Origin of the sequence: Marinobacter sp., from assembly GCF_048269445.1 — a bacterium.
GTDB lineage: Bacteria > Pseudomonadota > Gammaproteobacteria > Pseudomonadales > Oleiphilaceae > Marinobacter.
The window spans coordinates 437,336-453,385 of record NZ_JBLXIQ010000001.1; the positions used below are offsets into that span (position 1 = coordinate 437,336).

The window sequence follows — 16,050 nt, forward strand, 5'->3', positions numbered from 1 at the left end:
CTGCAACACCCACACAAGAAGAGGAAAACGGAATGAATACCATCCAGAAACGCTCCGGCCTCGCAATTGCGGTCGCCGGCTTCTGCCTCTCCGCCGGCCTGGGCCACGCCTCCAGCCACCGGGAAGCCCCCTTTATCACCGAAGTGCCAAAAGTCGACGGCACTGACTTCTACATGTTTCGCAGTTATGAAGCCGGTCGTGACGGTTTCGTGACCCTGATTGCCAACTACCTGCCACTGCAGGACGCCTACGGCGGGCCGAACTATTTTGATCTGGACGACGACGCTCTCTACGAAATCCACGTGGACAACGATGGCGATGCGGTCGAGGATCTGACCTTCCAGTTCCGGTTTGAGGACACGCTGAATGACATCCAGCTGGCAGTCGGCCCGGAGGGCAACCAGCAGATGGTGTCGGTGCCGCTCAAGAACATCGGCGATGCCACCGTGGATGGCAATATCCAGTTGCAACAGGACTACACCGTTACCGTGGTTGAGGGTGATCGTCGCACCGGTACGGCCCAGACCGCGACGAATGCCACCACCGGCACGGAAACCTTTGAAAAGCCGCTGGACAATATTGGCAACAAGTCGTTCGGCGACTATGCCAGCTACGCCAGCCAGCATGTTTTCGAGATCGCCCTGCCGAACTGCGGCACCAATGGCCGGGTGTTTGTCGGCCAGCGCAAGGAAGCCTTCGCGGTGAACCTGGGTGAGATCTTTGACCTGGTGAACACCAACCCGCTCGGGGCCCGGAACGCCGAAGGCCCCGGTGATCTGACTGACAAGAACGTGACCTCCTTCACCCTGGAAGTGCCCACCGAGTGCCTGACCGGCACCGCCATGAATTCCAATGGCCAGCCGGTGATCGGCGCCTGGACCACCGCCAGTGTCCGCCAGGCCCGCATCATCAACCCGGCGCCAACCGTTACCGGCAAGGGTGCCACCGTGGAAGGCGGTGCCTACACCCAGGTGTCCCGGCTGGGGATGCCGCTGGTAAACGAAGTCGTGATCGGCCTGAAAGACAAGGACCGGTTTAACGCCAGCGAGCCCAGGGACGACGGCCAGTTCGCCACCTACGTCACCCACCCGACGCTGCCGGAGTTGCTGGAAATCCTGTTCCCGGTTACCGCTCCCAATAATTTCCCGCGCAACGACCTGGTCACCGCATTCCTGACTGGCATTCCGGGCGTCAACATGCCCGAAGGTGTGATGGCATCGGAAATGTTGCGCCTGACCCCGGCAGTGGCGCCGACCCCGCTGGACAGCCAGGCGGATCTGGGTGTACTGGGCGGCGATAACGCGGGCTTCCCCAATGGCCGCCGGCCCTATGACGACACCGTCGATATTGCCCTTCGGGTCGCCATGGGCGTGCTCGCCGACCCGGCGGATGCACCGGACGGCAATCTGGAATACACCGATGGCGTCCAGCTGGCGGCCGATCCGACCACCTTGCCGGCGGACTATGAGACCTTCCCGTACCTGGCCACACCCATCGCCGGTTCACCCAACGACTAGGAGCAACCAGCCATGTCTGCTATCGCAAAAATCACAGCACTCAGTGCCGCGACATTGCTGCTCAGCGGCTGTTTCAACGGCTCCAGCAACAATGGCAGTCAGCCCGAGCCCTCAGTGGACTTCACCGCTTTCGTGAAGGCCCAGTTCGATCGCACCGGCGACACCACTGCTCCGGCAAGCGTCAATAATGTGGACCTGAGCTTCAATGACCAGAACAACCCGCAGGCCTTCGATGACCTGCTTCAGTAAGAGGAGCAAGAGCCGGTCCCGCCGTTGTCCGGGGCCGGCGTCTTCTGTCCCTGCCCTCCGGGGCAGGGCTTTTTGGCGCCCGGTCGCACTGGTATTCATGCTGCCCTGGCAGTTGCAGGCCGCCCCAGAGCCGATCAACACCGAATTTCAGGATGACCGGATTCTTGCTGAATTGCCGGCGCCCGCACCAGAGCCGCTGCCGGAAAGGAGCAGCCCGGAGCGCACTGCTGACACGCTGCAGACCCTGATTACCCAGGCCAGGACCAGCGGTGACCCCCGATATCTTGGCTACGCCCAGTCACTGATCGGGCAATGGCCAGATAATGAGCTGACCGAGCGGCTCCTGGTTTTGCGAGCCACCCTTCGGCAAAGCTTGCATCAGTTCGACGCCGCCCGCGCGGACCTGGGTCGGGTCCTGTCCGGTGCCGCCGACCGTCGCCAGCAGACCCAGGCCAGACTAACCCTGGCTAATCTGGAGCTGGTTCAGGGCCGATATGCAAAGGCCCGGCAACACTGCCAGACGTTGCGATCTGTGTATCCGGGGTTGATCGCCGAAAGCTGCCAGGCGCTGGTATCCGCCAGAACCGGGAACGCGGAGCAGGCCTACCTGGCTCTGAAGCGTCTGGTGAACAAAACCACCACCGCCGGCCCCACCAACCCGACCGGCCGGTTCTGGGCCGAGGGCACCCTGGGCAATATCGCTGCCCAGACAGGCCTGGCTAGCGCACCACTGCACTGGCGTAACGTGCTGGCGGAAAACCCGGACGACCTCTATATCCGCGCCCAGTTAGTGGACTGGCACCTGGAGCAAGGCGAACTTGAGACCGTTCTGGCACTCACCCGGGGCTACGACGCCGTCGACACCCTGGCGGTGATCCGGGCCATCGCCATGAACCGCATGGCACACCCGGACGCCGACGCACTGAACCAGCAATTACGACAACGATTCGCCGAAGCCCGGTGGCGTGGGACGATGCTGCACAAACGGGATTTTGCCCGGTTCCAGCTGGACGTCGAACAGCGAACCGGGGTCGCCCTCGAGTTTGCCATGGAGAACTGGCAAAGCCAGCGGGAACCACTGGATACCCGGCTGGCACTCAGGGCCGCCCTGGCGGCCAACAACAGCGATCAGCTGCAAAAGGTTGTGGACTGGTTAACCCTTAATGGGCAGCGGGATGCCCGCTACCCGGAGGTCAGGTAATGGCAGGCCTGAAACCTATCGGCCTCGTGCTTGTGGCGGTTACACTGGCGCTGACGGCCAGCGCCGCCATGGCACACAAGGCCAGTGACAGTTTTCTGTATCTGAACACCGGGCCCACGGAACTGCGCCTGGATGTGGCACTGCGCGATCTGGCACTGCTGGTCTCGCTGGATCACAACGGCGATCGCCAGGTGTCCGGGCAGGAGCTACGTCAGGCCCGATCGGATATCACCCGGGCTGTCGAAGCCTCACTGATCCTGTCCAACAACAGTGGGGACTGCTCACTGGAGGGTCAGAAGTGGGGCATCAGCAGCCATAGCGATGGCAAGTACGCCGCAGCCCGGTACCGCATTCACTGTCCCGATGGCGAACCGCCGACGGCGCTGGAATACAACCTGCTGTTCGACCGTGACGCCCTGCACCGAGGGCTGGTTAGCATCGGCACCGACGATGAGCCACGGCTGGCCGTCCTGAGCCCGGACGCACGAGTACTGGACCTGTCACCCGACGGTGCCGGCAGCCGATTCAGCGTGTTCACCACCTTCATCTACGAAGGTATTGTGCACTTACTGATGGGGCTGGATCACATCCTGTTTCTGCTGGTTCTGGTGATACCGGCGAGCCTTGGAACTCGCGAAGGCCGGGCCAGTCATGGCACGGCGACGGATTTCAGCGCCCGGCTGATGGAGCTGACAGGTATTGTCACCGCCTTTACTGTGGCCCATTCCGCAACGCTGGCCCTGGCCGCGCTGGACATCGTGACCCTGCCGATTGCCTGGGTGGAAACCGTGATTGCGCTGTCCATCGCGGTAGCTGCCCTGAATGTGGCGTGGCCGGTGCTTGGCCGGAAAACCTGGAAGCTGGCGTTCGGTTTCGGGCTGGTGCACGGGTTCGGGTTCGCCAGTGTACTGGGCGATCTGACCAGCGGCGTCTCCGGTCTGGTCATGGCTCTGGCCGGCTTCAATATTGGCGTCGAGCTGGGTCAGTTGGGATTGCTGGCACTCGGGTTCCCGGTTCTGTACCTGCTGGGACAGAACCGGGTCTACCAGCGGGGCCTCGTTCCGCTAGCCCTGCTGGGTGTGAGCGCCATCAGCCTGTACTGGGTGGTTCAACGGGCGCCCGTGCTCTGAGCGCCCACTGATTCGGTTCAGTGCAGGGCCCGCATTTGTCGTGGATAGAGCGCCGCGCTGACTTCTGGCTCCTCCAGCAGATCCGCCAGTTCGCGGTCCACGTTGGTTTCCTCGCCCTCTTCCGGCAGCGGCTCAAACAGCGTGCTCAGCCAGGACGTGACCGATGGCGCCTCGTCTCGCGTGTAGTCGGTGGACAGCGCCTTGATCCGGCGAAAGCCGATAATGCGCTGGTGCTTGGGATCCCGAATCTGTTCAAAACCCCGCCAGTAGACGTGATCCCGGGTGTGCAGCTGCACGAACAGGGTATCGATGGGTCCGTCTGAGTCGTCAGCGTCGTCTGAGCCAGCAGGCGCTTCCGGGATATCCTCGGAGGCGGCTTCGGCTTCCACTTCAGGTTTCTTATGGCGAATGGTAGTCCAGGCCGGGTAGAGCACGGCCACGGCATCCGCTTCAACATGCTCGCGGGCGGCGCGGAGGATCAAACCCCAGCGGGCCTTGTCGGCATCGGTTTCAAGGGAATTGATGGGCAAGTCATAGCTTTGTTCGCTGGACAGAACGATGGCCATCATCGGGGCGTCAAGCTCCCCCATGGCCTCGGCCTGTGCTACTGATACCAGTTCGTCGATTGCCATCGGTTGGTTCATAATACGCTCGCCTCCTCGATGCCATCAGGGTCTAACAGGAAGAAAGGGTCTTCCTGACTAACAGCATAGCCTGTTCCGCCTACAAAGATAAACGTGGAGTTTCACCAGGCAGATCACAACCCCTGACCACTCAGAACGCGTCCTCAAGCCTTTCATAGTTGCTGAACCAGGGATTGGCCTCCTCCAGCTGAGCCGCCAGCTGAAGCAAAACCGCTTCGGCTCCGTGACACGCACCGAACTGGACACCAACCGGCAAACCTCCGGAGGTCCAGTGCATGGGAACTGACATGGCCGGCGTTCCGGTGAGGTTCGCCAGCTGGGTGAAGGGCGTGCGAGCCAGACTTTCCAGGGCCATCTGGTCTACCTGACCGGTGCGATGCACCAGCTTACCGGCGTGCAGTTTCAACATCAGCCTGGCCGCCAGTTTCAGATGCGGCGGTGTGTCCAGTTCCCCGATGGCGGCGGGCAGCTGCCCGGTGGTAGGGCTCAGGTAAAGGTCATAGTTGCCGAAAAAGGCCCCCAGGGCACGGGCGAACTCGTTCCACTGCTGGCGACGACGGACGTAATCCGACAGCGGCATGGCTTCACCCAACATACCGATCAGACGGGTATCCAGCTCGAAATCACTGTCACTGGCGCCGAACTGCTCTTTGGCTTTGGCCATCAAGGCGGACACTTCCCCGAAGTAAAGCCCCAGGTAACAGCGCGCCAGGGCCATGCCATCGAATTCCGGTGCCGCATACTCGACCTTGTGGCCAAGGTTTTCCAGGATCCGCGCTGTTTCCTCCACCGCCGCGACACACTCGGGCGCCACCTCGGTGTTATAGGGGGAGGACGTGAAAACGCCGATTCTCAGACTGCCCGGTGACTTCTGCATCAGATCGGCATAGGCTGAGACCGGCGCAGGGATCTCAAAAGGATCCCCCGGGGCAGGTCCACTGAGCACGTCCAGCATGGCTGCGCTGTCTCTCACCGTCCGGGTGACCACATGATCGATTGACGCACCGGTCCAGGCTTCCCCCATTAAGGGCCCGGCGGAAATACGACCACGGGACGGTTTCAGGCCGAACAGGCCGTTGTAGGCAGCCGGAATCCGGATGGAGCCGCCGCCATCGTTGGCACCGGCCATAGGCACAATACCGGCCGCGACAGCGGCGCCTGAGCCGCCACTGGAGCCACCGGGGGTCAGTTCGGTGTTCCAGGGATTACAGGTCGGGCCCCACAGCTCGGACTCTGTCACCGCTTTTAAACCGAACTCGGGGGTTGCGGTTCGCCCGAGAAACACCAATCCACTATCACGGGCCCTGCGGACAAATTCCGAGTCCTGGGATGCGACGTTCTTTTTCAGCCCCCGGCTACCATAAGTACAGGGATGCCCGGACTGCTCCTGGGCCAGATCCTTGAGCAGCAGGGGTACACCGGCGAAGACCGACTGCTCGGGAATGCTCTGGCCAAGTGCCTCGGAAAACTGGGGATAACAGATGGCATTGAGCTTTCCGTTCACGCGGGTTGCCCGTTCCACGGCCGCCTCGCATACTTCCCTGAAGCTTACCTCGCCCCTGCGGATCAGATCAGCCAGAGCCGTTGCGTCGTAACGAAGGTATTCGGATTGCTTCATGGCAGGTTCCATTTGTTATTGTGTTCTGAGGAAAGTCACGGACATAACGCTTATGATCAGATTTCTCAAGAGCTTACGCCAGCTGGTCTGGATTTTCATCCTGACTGCAACAACAGCAACCATGGCTCAGGAAGGTGAAGAAGCCTTGCCCGACGACAATGACTGGACCCATATTGTGCGGACCTCGCCCTATTGGGTCAGTCAGGGAGTGTTCGAAAACATTCTGACCATCCGGCGCTGGGTGCTTAAGGAATCCGGCTATTGTTCAAGCGCCGACCGCCACATCATTTTCGACATGCGTGGCCAGTTTCTGGCCTGGATCAGTGACGGAGATGACCGCGAAGCCACCCAGCGCCGTCTCAACGAAACCCGTAAGTCCCTGCACGACAAAGGCCACGTGGAAACCTGGGTGCCGGGCGATGCCGGTCAAACCGGCTATCCATTTGCCTTGTCCTGTGACCAGCCACACGTGAATATCGATGAGGCCGTTGCCCGCTACCTCGGGACAATTCCCGGCGACCGGATCTGGGGCGCCTGGGATGACCTTTCCTTCGCCACCAGTGGCCAGCCAGGCGCGCTTCACGATGCTCTGCTTTACGTTTCCGAGTACCGGAACAGCCAGAACCGCCTCTCTCTGCCACAAGCCCTGCCCCGCTATCTCGCCGGCCAGATTCTGATCGAGAGCGGCGCGCAGGCCCGGGCCCATTCACGGGCTGACGCCCGGGGCATATTGCAATTGTCTCCCGCAGCCCTCGGTGACTGCGAGATCGCGTCGGAAAACACCTGGCACCGACTGGCCCAGATTGACTGTGCTCTGCGCCTGATGAACCAGAACGCCCGCAATCTTGAACCGGTATTTCAGCAACGTTTCGGCCATCTGCCTGACAGCAAACGGAACCGGCTGTTCAGCCTCTTGCTGATACAGGCTTATCATGGCGGCGTCGGGCGGGTTCAGGCTTTGCTCGAAGACCCTGTTCTGTCTAAGCCTGCAGCGTACTTTGCCGCCAACCACGAACGCTTTACCGCCGGTGACATTGCATTCGGTTTGATCTTCCACAATCTGGGCCGCGACAGACTGGGGCTGGCCTCGCTTTACTATGTCGCCGATGTGCAGCTGGCCACCGAAGCACTGTGCCGCACGCCGCGTCTGAAACCAACGGAATTCTGTGAATGGAAGTAGCTTTTATTCCCGACTACCTGATCCCCGAAAGCCTCAACCTGCCCGTCGCGGTTTTCCTGCTTGCCAGCTCCACAATCACCTCCATGATTACTGCAAGCCTGGGCGCCGGTGGCGGCGTGCTGCTATTGGTTCTGATGGCCACCTGGATGCCGCCGGCGGCGATTATTCCCGTTCACGGCATGATTCAGCTGGGTTCCAATTTTGGTCGGGCCGCACTGACCTGGCGCCATACAGACTGGCGAATCATTGCAGCCTTCGCACCAGGCGTTCTCGTTGGCGCTGCGCTGGGCGCCTGGTTGCTGGTGAATCTCCCGGCCCATATCTGGCAGCTGACCATCGCCCTGTTCGTTCTTTTCCTTTGTTGGGGCCCGGCTCTGCCCAAGGGCGCTTTCGGAGCACCCGGGGTTTTTCTGGCCTCGGCACTGACCAGCTTCGTGAGTTTGTTCGTGGGCGCCACCGGGCCTCTGGTCGCCGCCTTCATCAAGCAGATTCATGCCGACCGGTTTAAAACGGTTGCCACCTTTGCCACCGCCATGACGTTACAGCATGCTCCGAAGGCGCTGGTGTTCGGCGTTGCGGGATTTGTGTTCCTTGAGTGGCTGCCGTTCATACTCACCATGATTGCCTGCGGGTTTGCCGGCACCTGGCTCGGTTTGCATGTGCTGAAATCCCTGAGCAACCGCTGGTTCAGCCTGATCTTCAACCTGGTGCTGACCGCCCTGGCCATTCGCCTGCTGTGGCAGGCAAGCGTCTCAGCCGGCTGGTGGTGACGGCACCACCACAACCGCATTGCGGCCGCGGGACTTGGCGATGTAGCAGCCCTCGTCTGCCCGGGCCATGGCTTCCCTGGGACCACTGTCATCCGGCGTCAGTTCGGTCACTCCAATGCAGGTGGTAACGCCAAACAATCGACCGTCATGCTCTATCCGCAGTGCTTCAACATTCGACCGGATCTTCTCTGCGAGCGCCTTGGCTCTGGGCAATCCACAGGCTGGCAGAATAATGCCAAATTCATCGCCACCGAGTCGGGCCACGGTATCGGACTGGCGAACGGATTCCTTGAACAGGTCCGCGAGCCGGCGCAACAGGTCATCCCCCAGCAGGTGCCCACCCTCATCGTTTACCGGTTTGAAGTGGTCCAGGTCTATCAGCATCAGCACCGAGCGCGCCTCCTGGCGACCGGCCTCGCCCAGGCATTTAACCAGCGCGGCATTGAATGCCCGGCGGTTAAGCAACTGGGTGAGACTGTCGTGGGTCGCTTCCCAGGAAAGCCGCTCCTCTTCCCGGCGGCGATCACGGTCGTCACGCAACACAAAGACCAGACGCTCATCCTCGTGGCCCCTGCGGATGTGGAGCATGGTCAGGTCGATATCGAAGGTTTCACCCGCCGGATTCAACAGCGTTACATACAGACTGTCCAGGTCCTGGCCGGCGAGAAATTCCTGACGCGTCAATTCACGGTCGCCATCCTTGATTGTTACCAACTGGAAAAAATTTCGAAGCAGGCATTCGCTTTCAGCCCCCACAAAGCTGAAGGCGGCGTCGTTGGCGTAACGAATGACGCCTTCGGTGTCGGCCATCAGGACCCCTTCCTGAAGCACTCCGAGGATGGTCTCAGCCCGTTGCTGTTCATCGCGCAATGCCTCTTCCACCTCCAGCTCATGGGAAATGTCCCTGACGACGGTAATGGTGCCCAACGCTTTATCCCGTGTTTGAATGGCTGCGGTCATGACATCACCCCAGATCACACGGCCAGGGACACGGGTCTCAAACCGGACCCGGCTTCGGAACACTTTCTGGTTACTGACCGCTTGCTTCCAGCCGGCAATAACGACATCACGGTCTGCCTCGTGGACTCTTGCCGAGAGGTAGGTTTGAGTAAGTTCCTCGGAGGGCCGGCCGATAATGGTCTCAAAGGCCGGGTTGGTGAACTCGATACGGCCCAGAACGTCGGCCTGCACAATACCGATGGGCGCACTCTGGGTGAGTGAGCGGAAGAACGCTTCTCGCTCCGCTAACGACATCAGCACTTCCTCCCGTTCATCCATGACGGTATTGAAGATCTCCGCGACCTGACGGATCTCGTTACCCCCAGACACATCGACCGGATCCGACCTCATCCCGAGATGACGTTCACGAATCTGATCGCCCAGCGCTTTCAATGGCGCCATCAGCCGCCGGAAACGCCATAGGGCGAGGGGCGCAATCAACAGGATCACCGCCAGCAGGATCCAGATGAAGGTATCAACAGTGCGGGTTATCGGGGCGTAAGCCTCCCGGGCCGGCCAGACCGCCGCCACGAACCAGGGTACTTGGGTCATTTGCTGCACCGACATGATTGTAGCCTCACCCTCGCCATTTCGGGTTTGCAGCGTGCCCTCAAAACCTTCCATCGCATCCTGCAGTACCGGGTTAGCAACCCGAACCGGCGCCATCGCAACGACACCATTGCCATGAGCCACCGTCACCCCGCTGCGGGTAGCGACACCGAGGTAGCCGGTTCTGCCGATCTGCAGGTTAATAAACTTCTCCATAAAATTATCGCCGTCCAGCTGGATGGCCCCGCCAATCACCCCGATAAAACGCTGGCGGTGGTCAAAGACCGGTGCGGCCACCATCACAGCCGGTTTGTCCTGATAATTGGAGATGTAGGGTTCGCTGATCACCGGTGTCAGCGTGGAGGAAACTCGCCGGAAGTATTCCCGACCGCTGACATTCAGCCCGGTCTGCTGGAAGGATTCCGGGCTCTCCGCCAGAACCTCGCCGTTGGCGTCAATCAGGTAGATCGCATCGAACATGTGCTGCAGCGCGGTTTGCCGCCGGATCAGTATGGGAGCCCGGTAAGCCAGCGCCTGGACAGACATGGTCAGGCTCTGGGCCACATGATTCAGGGCGTTCAGCCGTAGCGACAGCTTTTCATCGAGTTCCGCCGCCACCAATGCAGCAATGGTCTCCACCTGACTGCGAGCCTGTTGCTCAAGCTCGGACCGGCTGAGCAGGAAACCGGCAATGGTAACCAGCAAGGCCGAAAGGATGATGCCACCGACCACCAGGGCCACTGCCCGGTTAACCAGACTGCCAAACCAACGCTTGATCAGCACAACAACCACACTCCCGTCTGGGCCCACTGACCGATAATGACCTCTACCTCCATGCTGATGGTGTGCGTTTGGTTCTTATTGCTGGCTGAAGTCTACCAGAGGCGAGTTCAATGTCAGGTTACGCTATTGCAAATCTAATAATAATCATTATGATTTAGATCCAGCGATAACAGGATCGAGTGCCCTATCATGACCAACATCAGCTTACCTTCTGGCAACGGCCTGCTGGCCCAACTGACCGAGATTGGCGGGCCTGTGATGGTGATGCTGCTGGTCATTGCCCTGCTCGGGATCGTTGCTTTTGTTTACCTGATGCTCCTGGGAGCACTCTACGCGCCCCGATTACCGGAAAAACTTAAAAAAACTGTAATCAGCTGGCAACAGAATTCCGACGCCGTATCGCCGGAGACCATTCGCAAAGAGGCCGGTCGTTGGGGCAGGCTAAACCCGCTGCTGCATCTGGTTACCGATACCATGGACGCGTTGAAAAACCGGCAGGACGACCGGCAGATTCGTGAAACTGCGACCCGCGATGCGCAGGAGGCACTGGAACCGTTTGAAGCACCCCTGAAAATTATCGAAGTGATTGCCGCTCTGGCACCGTTACTGGGCTTGCTTGGCACCGTGCTGGGGATGATGGAGGCATTCAGCGCCATGGCCGCCACCGACGGACGCGCCAGCGCCACTCAGTTGAGTGGTGGTATTTTTGAAGCTCTGACAACCACCGCGGCCGGCTTGGTGGTTGCCATTCCCTTTGCCGCGCTGGCAGCCTGGGTTGAGTTCCGGTTACGCCGGATTCACACAATCATCAACAGCACACTGGTGTCGATCCTTAATGTCGCTGGTTGAACCCAGGCCCAGTCGCCCGATTCCAATCCGCATCACGCCCCTGATCGACGTGGTGTTCATTCTGCTGGTGTTCTTTATGCTCACCAGCCGGCTGCTGCCGGTGGACCACCTGGAGCTGGCCAACAACACTTCCGGCCGAAGCCAGGCCACCAGTGAACCGCTTCCGAAACTGACCGTGACGGCGAACGGCCAGATACAGTGGCAGGATCTCACTCTGCCGCTCGGGGAACTTCTTCCCGAGCTGATCGCTGCCGGCATAACTGAAGTCAACCTGGGCACCAGGGCAGATACCAGCCTCGGGGCATTTACGCGGACACTCAGCGAACTTGCCGGCAGCGACATCGATGCTAACTGGAAGCGAAATAGCGCCAAGACACCATGACCAATCTGGTTCCACCCCCATTTGCTTCCGGCAAGTCACTGATGGAGCGCGTGGAAGACGCGCTTCTGCCGCTGATCAATCTGGTGTTCCTGCTGCTGATGTTTTTCATTGTTGCCGGCCAGATTTCGGACGAGCCGTTGCCCAAACTCCCTGCAACCTCGCAGGCACGGGAGAAACATCCCCCCCAGGCCGACCTGATGGTCGATGCAGAAGGCAACTGGCTAATCGGCGGAGAGACTCTCAACAAAGGATCTCTTATGGCGAGTCTGCCGGCGCCCGGTCAGGAGCACCCGCTGAGAATAGCCGCGGCAGAAAATATCGCCATGGCGGACCTGGAGGCCCTGTTCGGGGTACTGGAGCAAGGCGGATACACGGATATTCTGCTACTGACGGAGCCGGGCGGATGAGCCGCCTTCCACGGCTTGTTCTGCTGATCCTGGCTGGTGCAATCACGACCGCGGCCCTGATGGTGGCCGCGCCGAGAAAAATCGTGGAGTTCAATACCCTTGGCGAATCAGCCATCAACACTGCACCGGCCATTCGCATCAACCTTGCCAGCGAACGGCTTCCTGAACCGGAAGCTGTCCCTGAACCTGCGCCGGCAGCCAACGCGAAGCCAGAGCCAGAGCCAGAGCCAGAGCCAGAGCCAGAGCCAGAGCCAGAGCCAGAGCCAGAGCCAGAGCCATATACTGTGGCGAAGACACCAATGCCGGAGCCAACACCCTCGCAAACCGAGCCCAGCCAGCCTGAAACACAGGCCGAAATGGCCACCTCCCAACCGGCGAAATCCATGACTACCAAAACCGCGGCCCAGGTCACTGTTCCGCTGCAAAACGCGGGCGAGCGCTCTGAGGTCGATAGCTACGTGAGCAGGCTCAGCCGCCACCTTGCCCGATTTTACGAGTACCCCCACCGGGCCAGACGACTCGGACAGGAAGGCACACCGGTGATCGTCTTTGAGTTTCGGCGGGACGGAACACTGGTGGCCCAGAGCCTGAAAACCGGCTCCGGCCATGAACTGCTGGATCAGGCCGCACTTGCCATGCTGGTCCAGGCTGCACCGCTTCCCGACGTTCCCGGTGAGATGGCCGGACAGCGTTTTCGCTATGTCCTTCCCGTTCGTTTTCGCCTGCGCTGACATTACCCCGGCACACTGCGCCAGGTTGCAGCATGACTGGCTGACCACGCACTGATCAGGTGCGCCAGATCGCGGAACCGATCTTACCGTTAGGGCGGTCCCAGCCCCAGTGACGATATCTACGTGATTGAATCCAAGCTGATTTCTTGAACCAAAAGTACTCTGGCACGGTCTCTGCAATAGACAGTTTAACGGAACCAACGTCGGTTCTGTTCACAGCAACAGATTCATTCAGACGACGGCGTCTACTTGCACCTGCGGACTGCAGGCAGCGAGCAGCGCCGTTTTTTTGTGGCCAGTCCACGGGATTGGTTATCAGGTCAAGGTCAGAGGAACACACTATGTCTTACATTGTGCCTTCGGAATTTGTCACCAAAATGGTCGACGCGGGCGAATCAAAAATATACATGTCCACCCGGGACACGCTCATCCGGGCTTTCATGGCCGGCGCTATCCTGGCACTGGCGGCAGCTTTTGCCATCACCGTCGCGGTCCAGACCGGTGTATTTCTGATCGGTGCCATCCTGTTCCCGATTGGCTTCTGCATGCTGTACCTGATGGGATTTGATCTGCTGACGGGCGTATTCATGCTGACGCCGCTGGCACTGATCGACAAACGACCCGGGGTAACTGTGCAGGGTATCCTGCGTAACTGGGGCTGGGTGTTTCTCGGCAACCTGGGTGGTGCGCTGACCGTCGCCTTCATGATGGCGTTCATATTCACCTACGGTTTCAGCACGGATCCCGGCGCGGTTGGCGCCAAAATCGCCAGCGTCGGTGAGGCCCGCACCCTGGGTTATGCCGAGTACGGCGCTGCCGGTTGGGCCACCATCTTTATTCGCGGCATGCTATGCAACTGGATGGTTTCCATGGGTGTGGTGGGCGCCATGATCTCGACCAACGTCAGCGGCAAGATTCTGGCCATGTGGATGCCAATCATGCTGTTCTTCTTCATGGGCTTTGAGCACTCTATCGTCAACATGTTCCTGTTCCCGTCTGCTCTCATCATGGGTGGCGAGTTCTCTGTCATGGACTACCTCTGGTGGAACGAAATTCCGACGGTTCTGGGCAACCTGGTCGGCGGTCTTGCCTTCACTGGCCTGACCCTTTACACCACCCACGTGCGTACAGCGCCGAAGCGCAATGCTCCGGGCGCTTACAACGACACAGCTCTGGCCCGCTCCAACTGAGCCAGGCATTCGGGCACCTCCGGCAGCAGCGGGAGGTGCCCGTCCCTTCAGACGGAAGTCCTGTGTAACGATGGCAAACTCTCTTTCCATCTCGGCCGGCCAGCACTCGGACGCCGGCCCAAAGCCGGTGAACCAGGATTTCCACGGCTTGCTGGTACCGGACAACCATCAGTTGTTGACCAAAGGCATTGCAGTGGCCATCGCCGATGGTGTCAGCTCCAGCAACGTCAGCCAGATCGCCAGTGAATCGGCGGTCGCCGGCTTTCTCAGTGATTATTTTTCAACGCCGGACAGCTGGTCCGTCAAACAGTCTGCCCAACGGGTATTGAGGGCGACGAACGCCTGGCTCTACGCCCAGACCAGGCAAAGCCAGTACCGCTATGACCGGGACCGGGGCTATGTCTGCACCCTGAGTGTGATGGTGCTCAAATCCGCCACTGCCCACATCTTTCATGTCGGTGATGCCCGCATCTACCGGGTTTATCCCGGACAGCTGGAGCGACTCACCAACGACCACCGGCTCTGGCTAGCACAGGAAAACAGCTGTCTGACCCGTGCCATGGGCATCGGGGATCAGCTGGACATTGATTACCAGAGCCTGCCGATTCAGCCGGGCGACACCTTCCTGCTGGCGACGGACGGCATCTATGAGCACATCGATGAGCGCACGATGGCTGCCATCATCCGGGAGTCCGGAAGCGACCTCGATGGCGCGGCCCGGCTTTTGTCAGCCACGGCGCTTGAGCGCGGAAGCGATGACAACCTGACTGCGCAGATCATCCGGGTCGACTCAGTACCCTCGGAGCGTGAAAACAGCGAGCTGTTCAAACAGCTCTCCGGACTGCCTTTCGCGCCCGAGCTTAACCCCGGGCAAACCCTGGATGGCTACTGCGTTCAGCGACAGATTCATGCCAGCAGTCGCAGCCACGTTTACCTTGCCGTGGACAAATCCACCCAGGCCAATGTCGTGCTGAAATTTCCATCCATGGAGCAGCGACACGACCCCGTATACCTTGAGCAGTTTTTCACCGAGCAGTGGATTGCCCGGCGGCTCAACAACCCTCATGTTGTGCGTCCGTTTGCGCCGGACCGGCAACCCAGCTGTCTCTATCTCGCCACGGAATTCAGAGAAGGCTGCACACTCAGGCAATGGATGCTGGACAATCCGGCACCGGACCTGGAGACCGTTCGCAAGCTGGTTGAGCAAATTGCCAGAGGCCTTCGGGCCTTCCACCGGCTGGAAATGGTGCACCAGGATTTGAAACCGGAGAATGTGCTGGTGGATACCAACGGCACCGTGACCCTGATCGATTTCGGCGCCACCCGAGTCGCTGGCCTGCAGGAGTCCGAAACCGAAGATGAGCCGCCCGGCCCTCGGGGCGCCGCCCTGTACAGTGCTCCGGAGAGCTTTCTCGGCGAACCCGGCAGCCCGGCATCCGACCAGTTCTCGCTCGGAGTGATCACCTACCAGCTGCTCACGGGCCGACTACCCTACGGCGCTGAGGTTCCGAAGTTGTATAACCGGAGCCACCTGCGCCGACTCACTTATCGACCTGCCAGGCTGTTCCGTGAGGATGTGCCCGGCTGGGTTGATTACGCCATCGAAAAATCGGTTCATCCCCAGGCCCACAGACGCTATCCGGCGTTCTCGGAGTATCTGTATGACCTCCGCCACCCAGGCAAGGACTGGCACAACCGTCAACGCCCCCCGTTGATTGAGCGACACCCAGTCGCCTTCTGGCAGGGTGTTTCCGGTTTGATGTTACTGACGCTGCTGGTCGTGATTGCCTTCGATTAGAACTGGCGCCGGCCGTTTTTGGTTTTTACCCCAGCCCTGGCAACGGGTATCAT

General features: G+C 60.1%; 15 protein-coding genes. 12 read left to right on the forward strand and 3 right to left on the reverse strand.

Features of this window, described 5'->3' with window-relative positions; genetic code table 11:
• The first annotated feature begins 32 nt into the window (after positions 1-32).
• From ACN0XM_RS02055 to ACN0XM_RS02070, 4 genes are all read left to right on the forward strand, one after another.
• Positions 33-1,517 carry a DUF4331 domain-containing protein gene (locus ACN0XM_RS02055; RefSeq protein WP_417565250.1) on the forward strand — a complete coding sequence of 495 codons (1,485 nt, stop codon included), beginning with the start codon at positions 33-35 and terminating at the stop codon, positions 1,515-1,517.
• A 12-nt stretch (positions 1,518-1,529) separates the two neighbouring features.
• Positions 1,530-1,766, forward strand: a complete 237-nt coding sequence (locus ACN0XM_RS02060; protein WP_417565251.1) for a hypothetical protein — start codon at positions 1,530-1,532, stop codon at positions 1,764-1,766.
• Positions 1,767-1,863: 97 nt separating this feature from the next.
• Positions 1,864-2,967 (forward strand): hypothetical protein, encoded by a 1,104-nt coding sequence (locus tag ACN0XM_RS02065; protein WP_417565252.1) that lies wholly within the window; start codon positions 1,864-1,866, stop codon positions 2,965-2,967.
• Positions 2,967-4,097 carry a HupE/UreJ family protein gene (locus tag ACN0XM_RS02070; protein ID WP_417565253.1) on the forward strand — a complete coding sequence of 377 codons (1,131 nt, stop codon included), beginning with the start codon at positions 2,967-2,969 and terminating at the stop codon, positions 4,095-4,097. The genes ACN0XM_RS02065 and ACN0XM_RS02070 overlap by 1 nt, the downstream gene beginning before the upstream one ends.
• Positions 4,098-4,114: 17 nt before the next feature.
• Here the strand turns inward: ACN0XM_RS02070 and ACN0XM_RS02075 are convergent, their stop codons facing one another.
• Together ACN0XM_RS02075 and ACN0XM_RS02080 are read right to left on the reverse strand one after the other, a co-directional pair.
• Positions 4,115-4,741 (reverse strand): hypothetical protein, encoded by a 627-nt coding sequence (locus ACN0XM_RS02075; protein WP_417565254.1) that lies wholly within the window; start codon positions 4,739-4,741, stop codon positions 4,115-4,117.
• A 130-nt stretch (positions 4,742-4,871) separates the two neighbouring features.
• Entirely contained in the window at positions 4,872-6,359 is a 1,488-nt protein-coding gene (locus ACN0XM_RS02080) for an amidase (RefSeq protein WP_417565255.1), read from the reverse strand.
• A gap of 52 nt (positions 6,360-6,411) precedes the next feature.
• On the opposite strand from ACN0XM_RS02080, the gene ACN0XM_RS02085 reads away from it, so the two are divergent.
• Positions 6,412-7,539 (forward strand): hypothetical protein, encoded by a 1,128-nt coding sequence (locus ACN0XM_RS02085; protein WP_417565256.1) that lies wholly within the window; start codon positions 6,412-6,414, stop codon positions 7,537-7,539.
• Positions 7,530-8,309: a sulfite exporter TauE/SafE family protein gene (locus ACN0XM_RS02090; protein WP_417565257.1), complete on the forward strand. Its 780-nt coding sequence runs from the start codon at positions 7,530-7,532 to the stop codon at positions 8,307-8,309. Before ACN0XM_RS02085 ends, ACN0XM_RS02090 begins: the two co-directional genes overlap by 10 nt.
• On the opposite strand, the gene ACN0XM_RS02095 is transcribed toward ACN0XM_RS02090, so the two are convergent.
• A complete protein-coding gene (locus ACN0XM_RS02095; RefSeq protein WP_417565258.1) occupies positions 8,292-10,640 on the reverse strand; it encodes a diguanylate cyclase domain-containing protein in 2,349 nt (782 codons plus the stop codon). The two genes, ACN0XM_RS02090 and ACN0XM_RS02095, sit on opposite strands and share 18 nt — an antisense overlap.
• A 189-nt stretch (positions 10,641-10,829) precedes the next feature.
• Between ACN0XM_RS02095 and ACN0XM_RS02100 the strand changes: the two genes are divergently transcribed.
• From ACN0XM_RS02100 to ACN0XM_RS02125, 6 genes are all read left to right on the forward strand, one after another.
• Positions 10,830-11,489 carry a MotA/TolQ/ExbB proton channel family protein gene (locus ACN0XM_RS02100; RefSeq protein ID WP_417565259.1) on the forward strand — a complete coding sequence of 220 codons (660 nt, stop codon included), beginning with the start codon at positions 10,830-10,832 and terminating at the stop codon, positions 11,487-11,489.
• Positions 11,476-11,871 carry an ExbD/TolR family protein gene (locus ACN0XM_RS02105; protein WP_417565260.1) on the forward strand — a complete coding sequence of 132 codons (396 nt, stop codon included), beginning with the start codon at positions 11,476-11,478 and terminating at the stop codon, positions 11,869-11,871. Before ACN0XM_RS02100 ends, ACN0XM_RS02105 begins: the two co-directional genes overlap by 14 nt.
• The gene (locus ACN0XM_RS02110) at positions 11,868-12,278 is read left to right on the forward strand and encodes an ExbD/TolR family protein (protein WP_417565261.1); all 411 of its coding nucleotides are present in this window, start codon (positions 11,868-11,870) and stop codon (positions 12,276-12,278) included. The genes ACN0XM_RS02105 and ACN0XM_RS02110 overlap by 4 nt, the downstream gene beginning before the upstream one ends.
• A complete protein-coding gene (locus ACN0XM_RS02115; protein ID WP_417565262.1) occupies positions 12,275-13,009 on the forward strand; it encodes a TonB family protein in 735 nt (244 codons plus the stop codon). The genes ACN0XM_RS02110 and ACN0XM_RS02115 overlap by 4 nt, the downstream gene beginning before the upstream one ends.
• Before the next feature lie 341 nt (positions 13,010-13,350).
• Positions 13,351-14,199: a formate/nitrite transporter family protein gene (locus ACN0XM_RS02120; protein WP_417565263.1), complete on the forward strand. Its 849-nt coding sequence runs from the start codon at positions 13,351-13,353 to the stop codon at positions 14,197-14,199.
• Positions 14,200-14,269: 70 nt separating this feature from the next.
• Positions 14,270-15,997 carry a protein kinase domain-containing protein gene (locus ACN0XM_RS02125; protein WP_417565264.1) on the forward strand — a complete coding sequence of 576 codons (1,728 nt, stop codon included), beginning with the start codon at positions 14,270-14,272 and terminating at the stop codon, positions 15,995-15,997.
• Positions 15,998-16,050 lie beyond the last annotated feature (53 nt).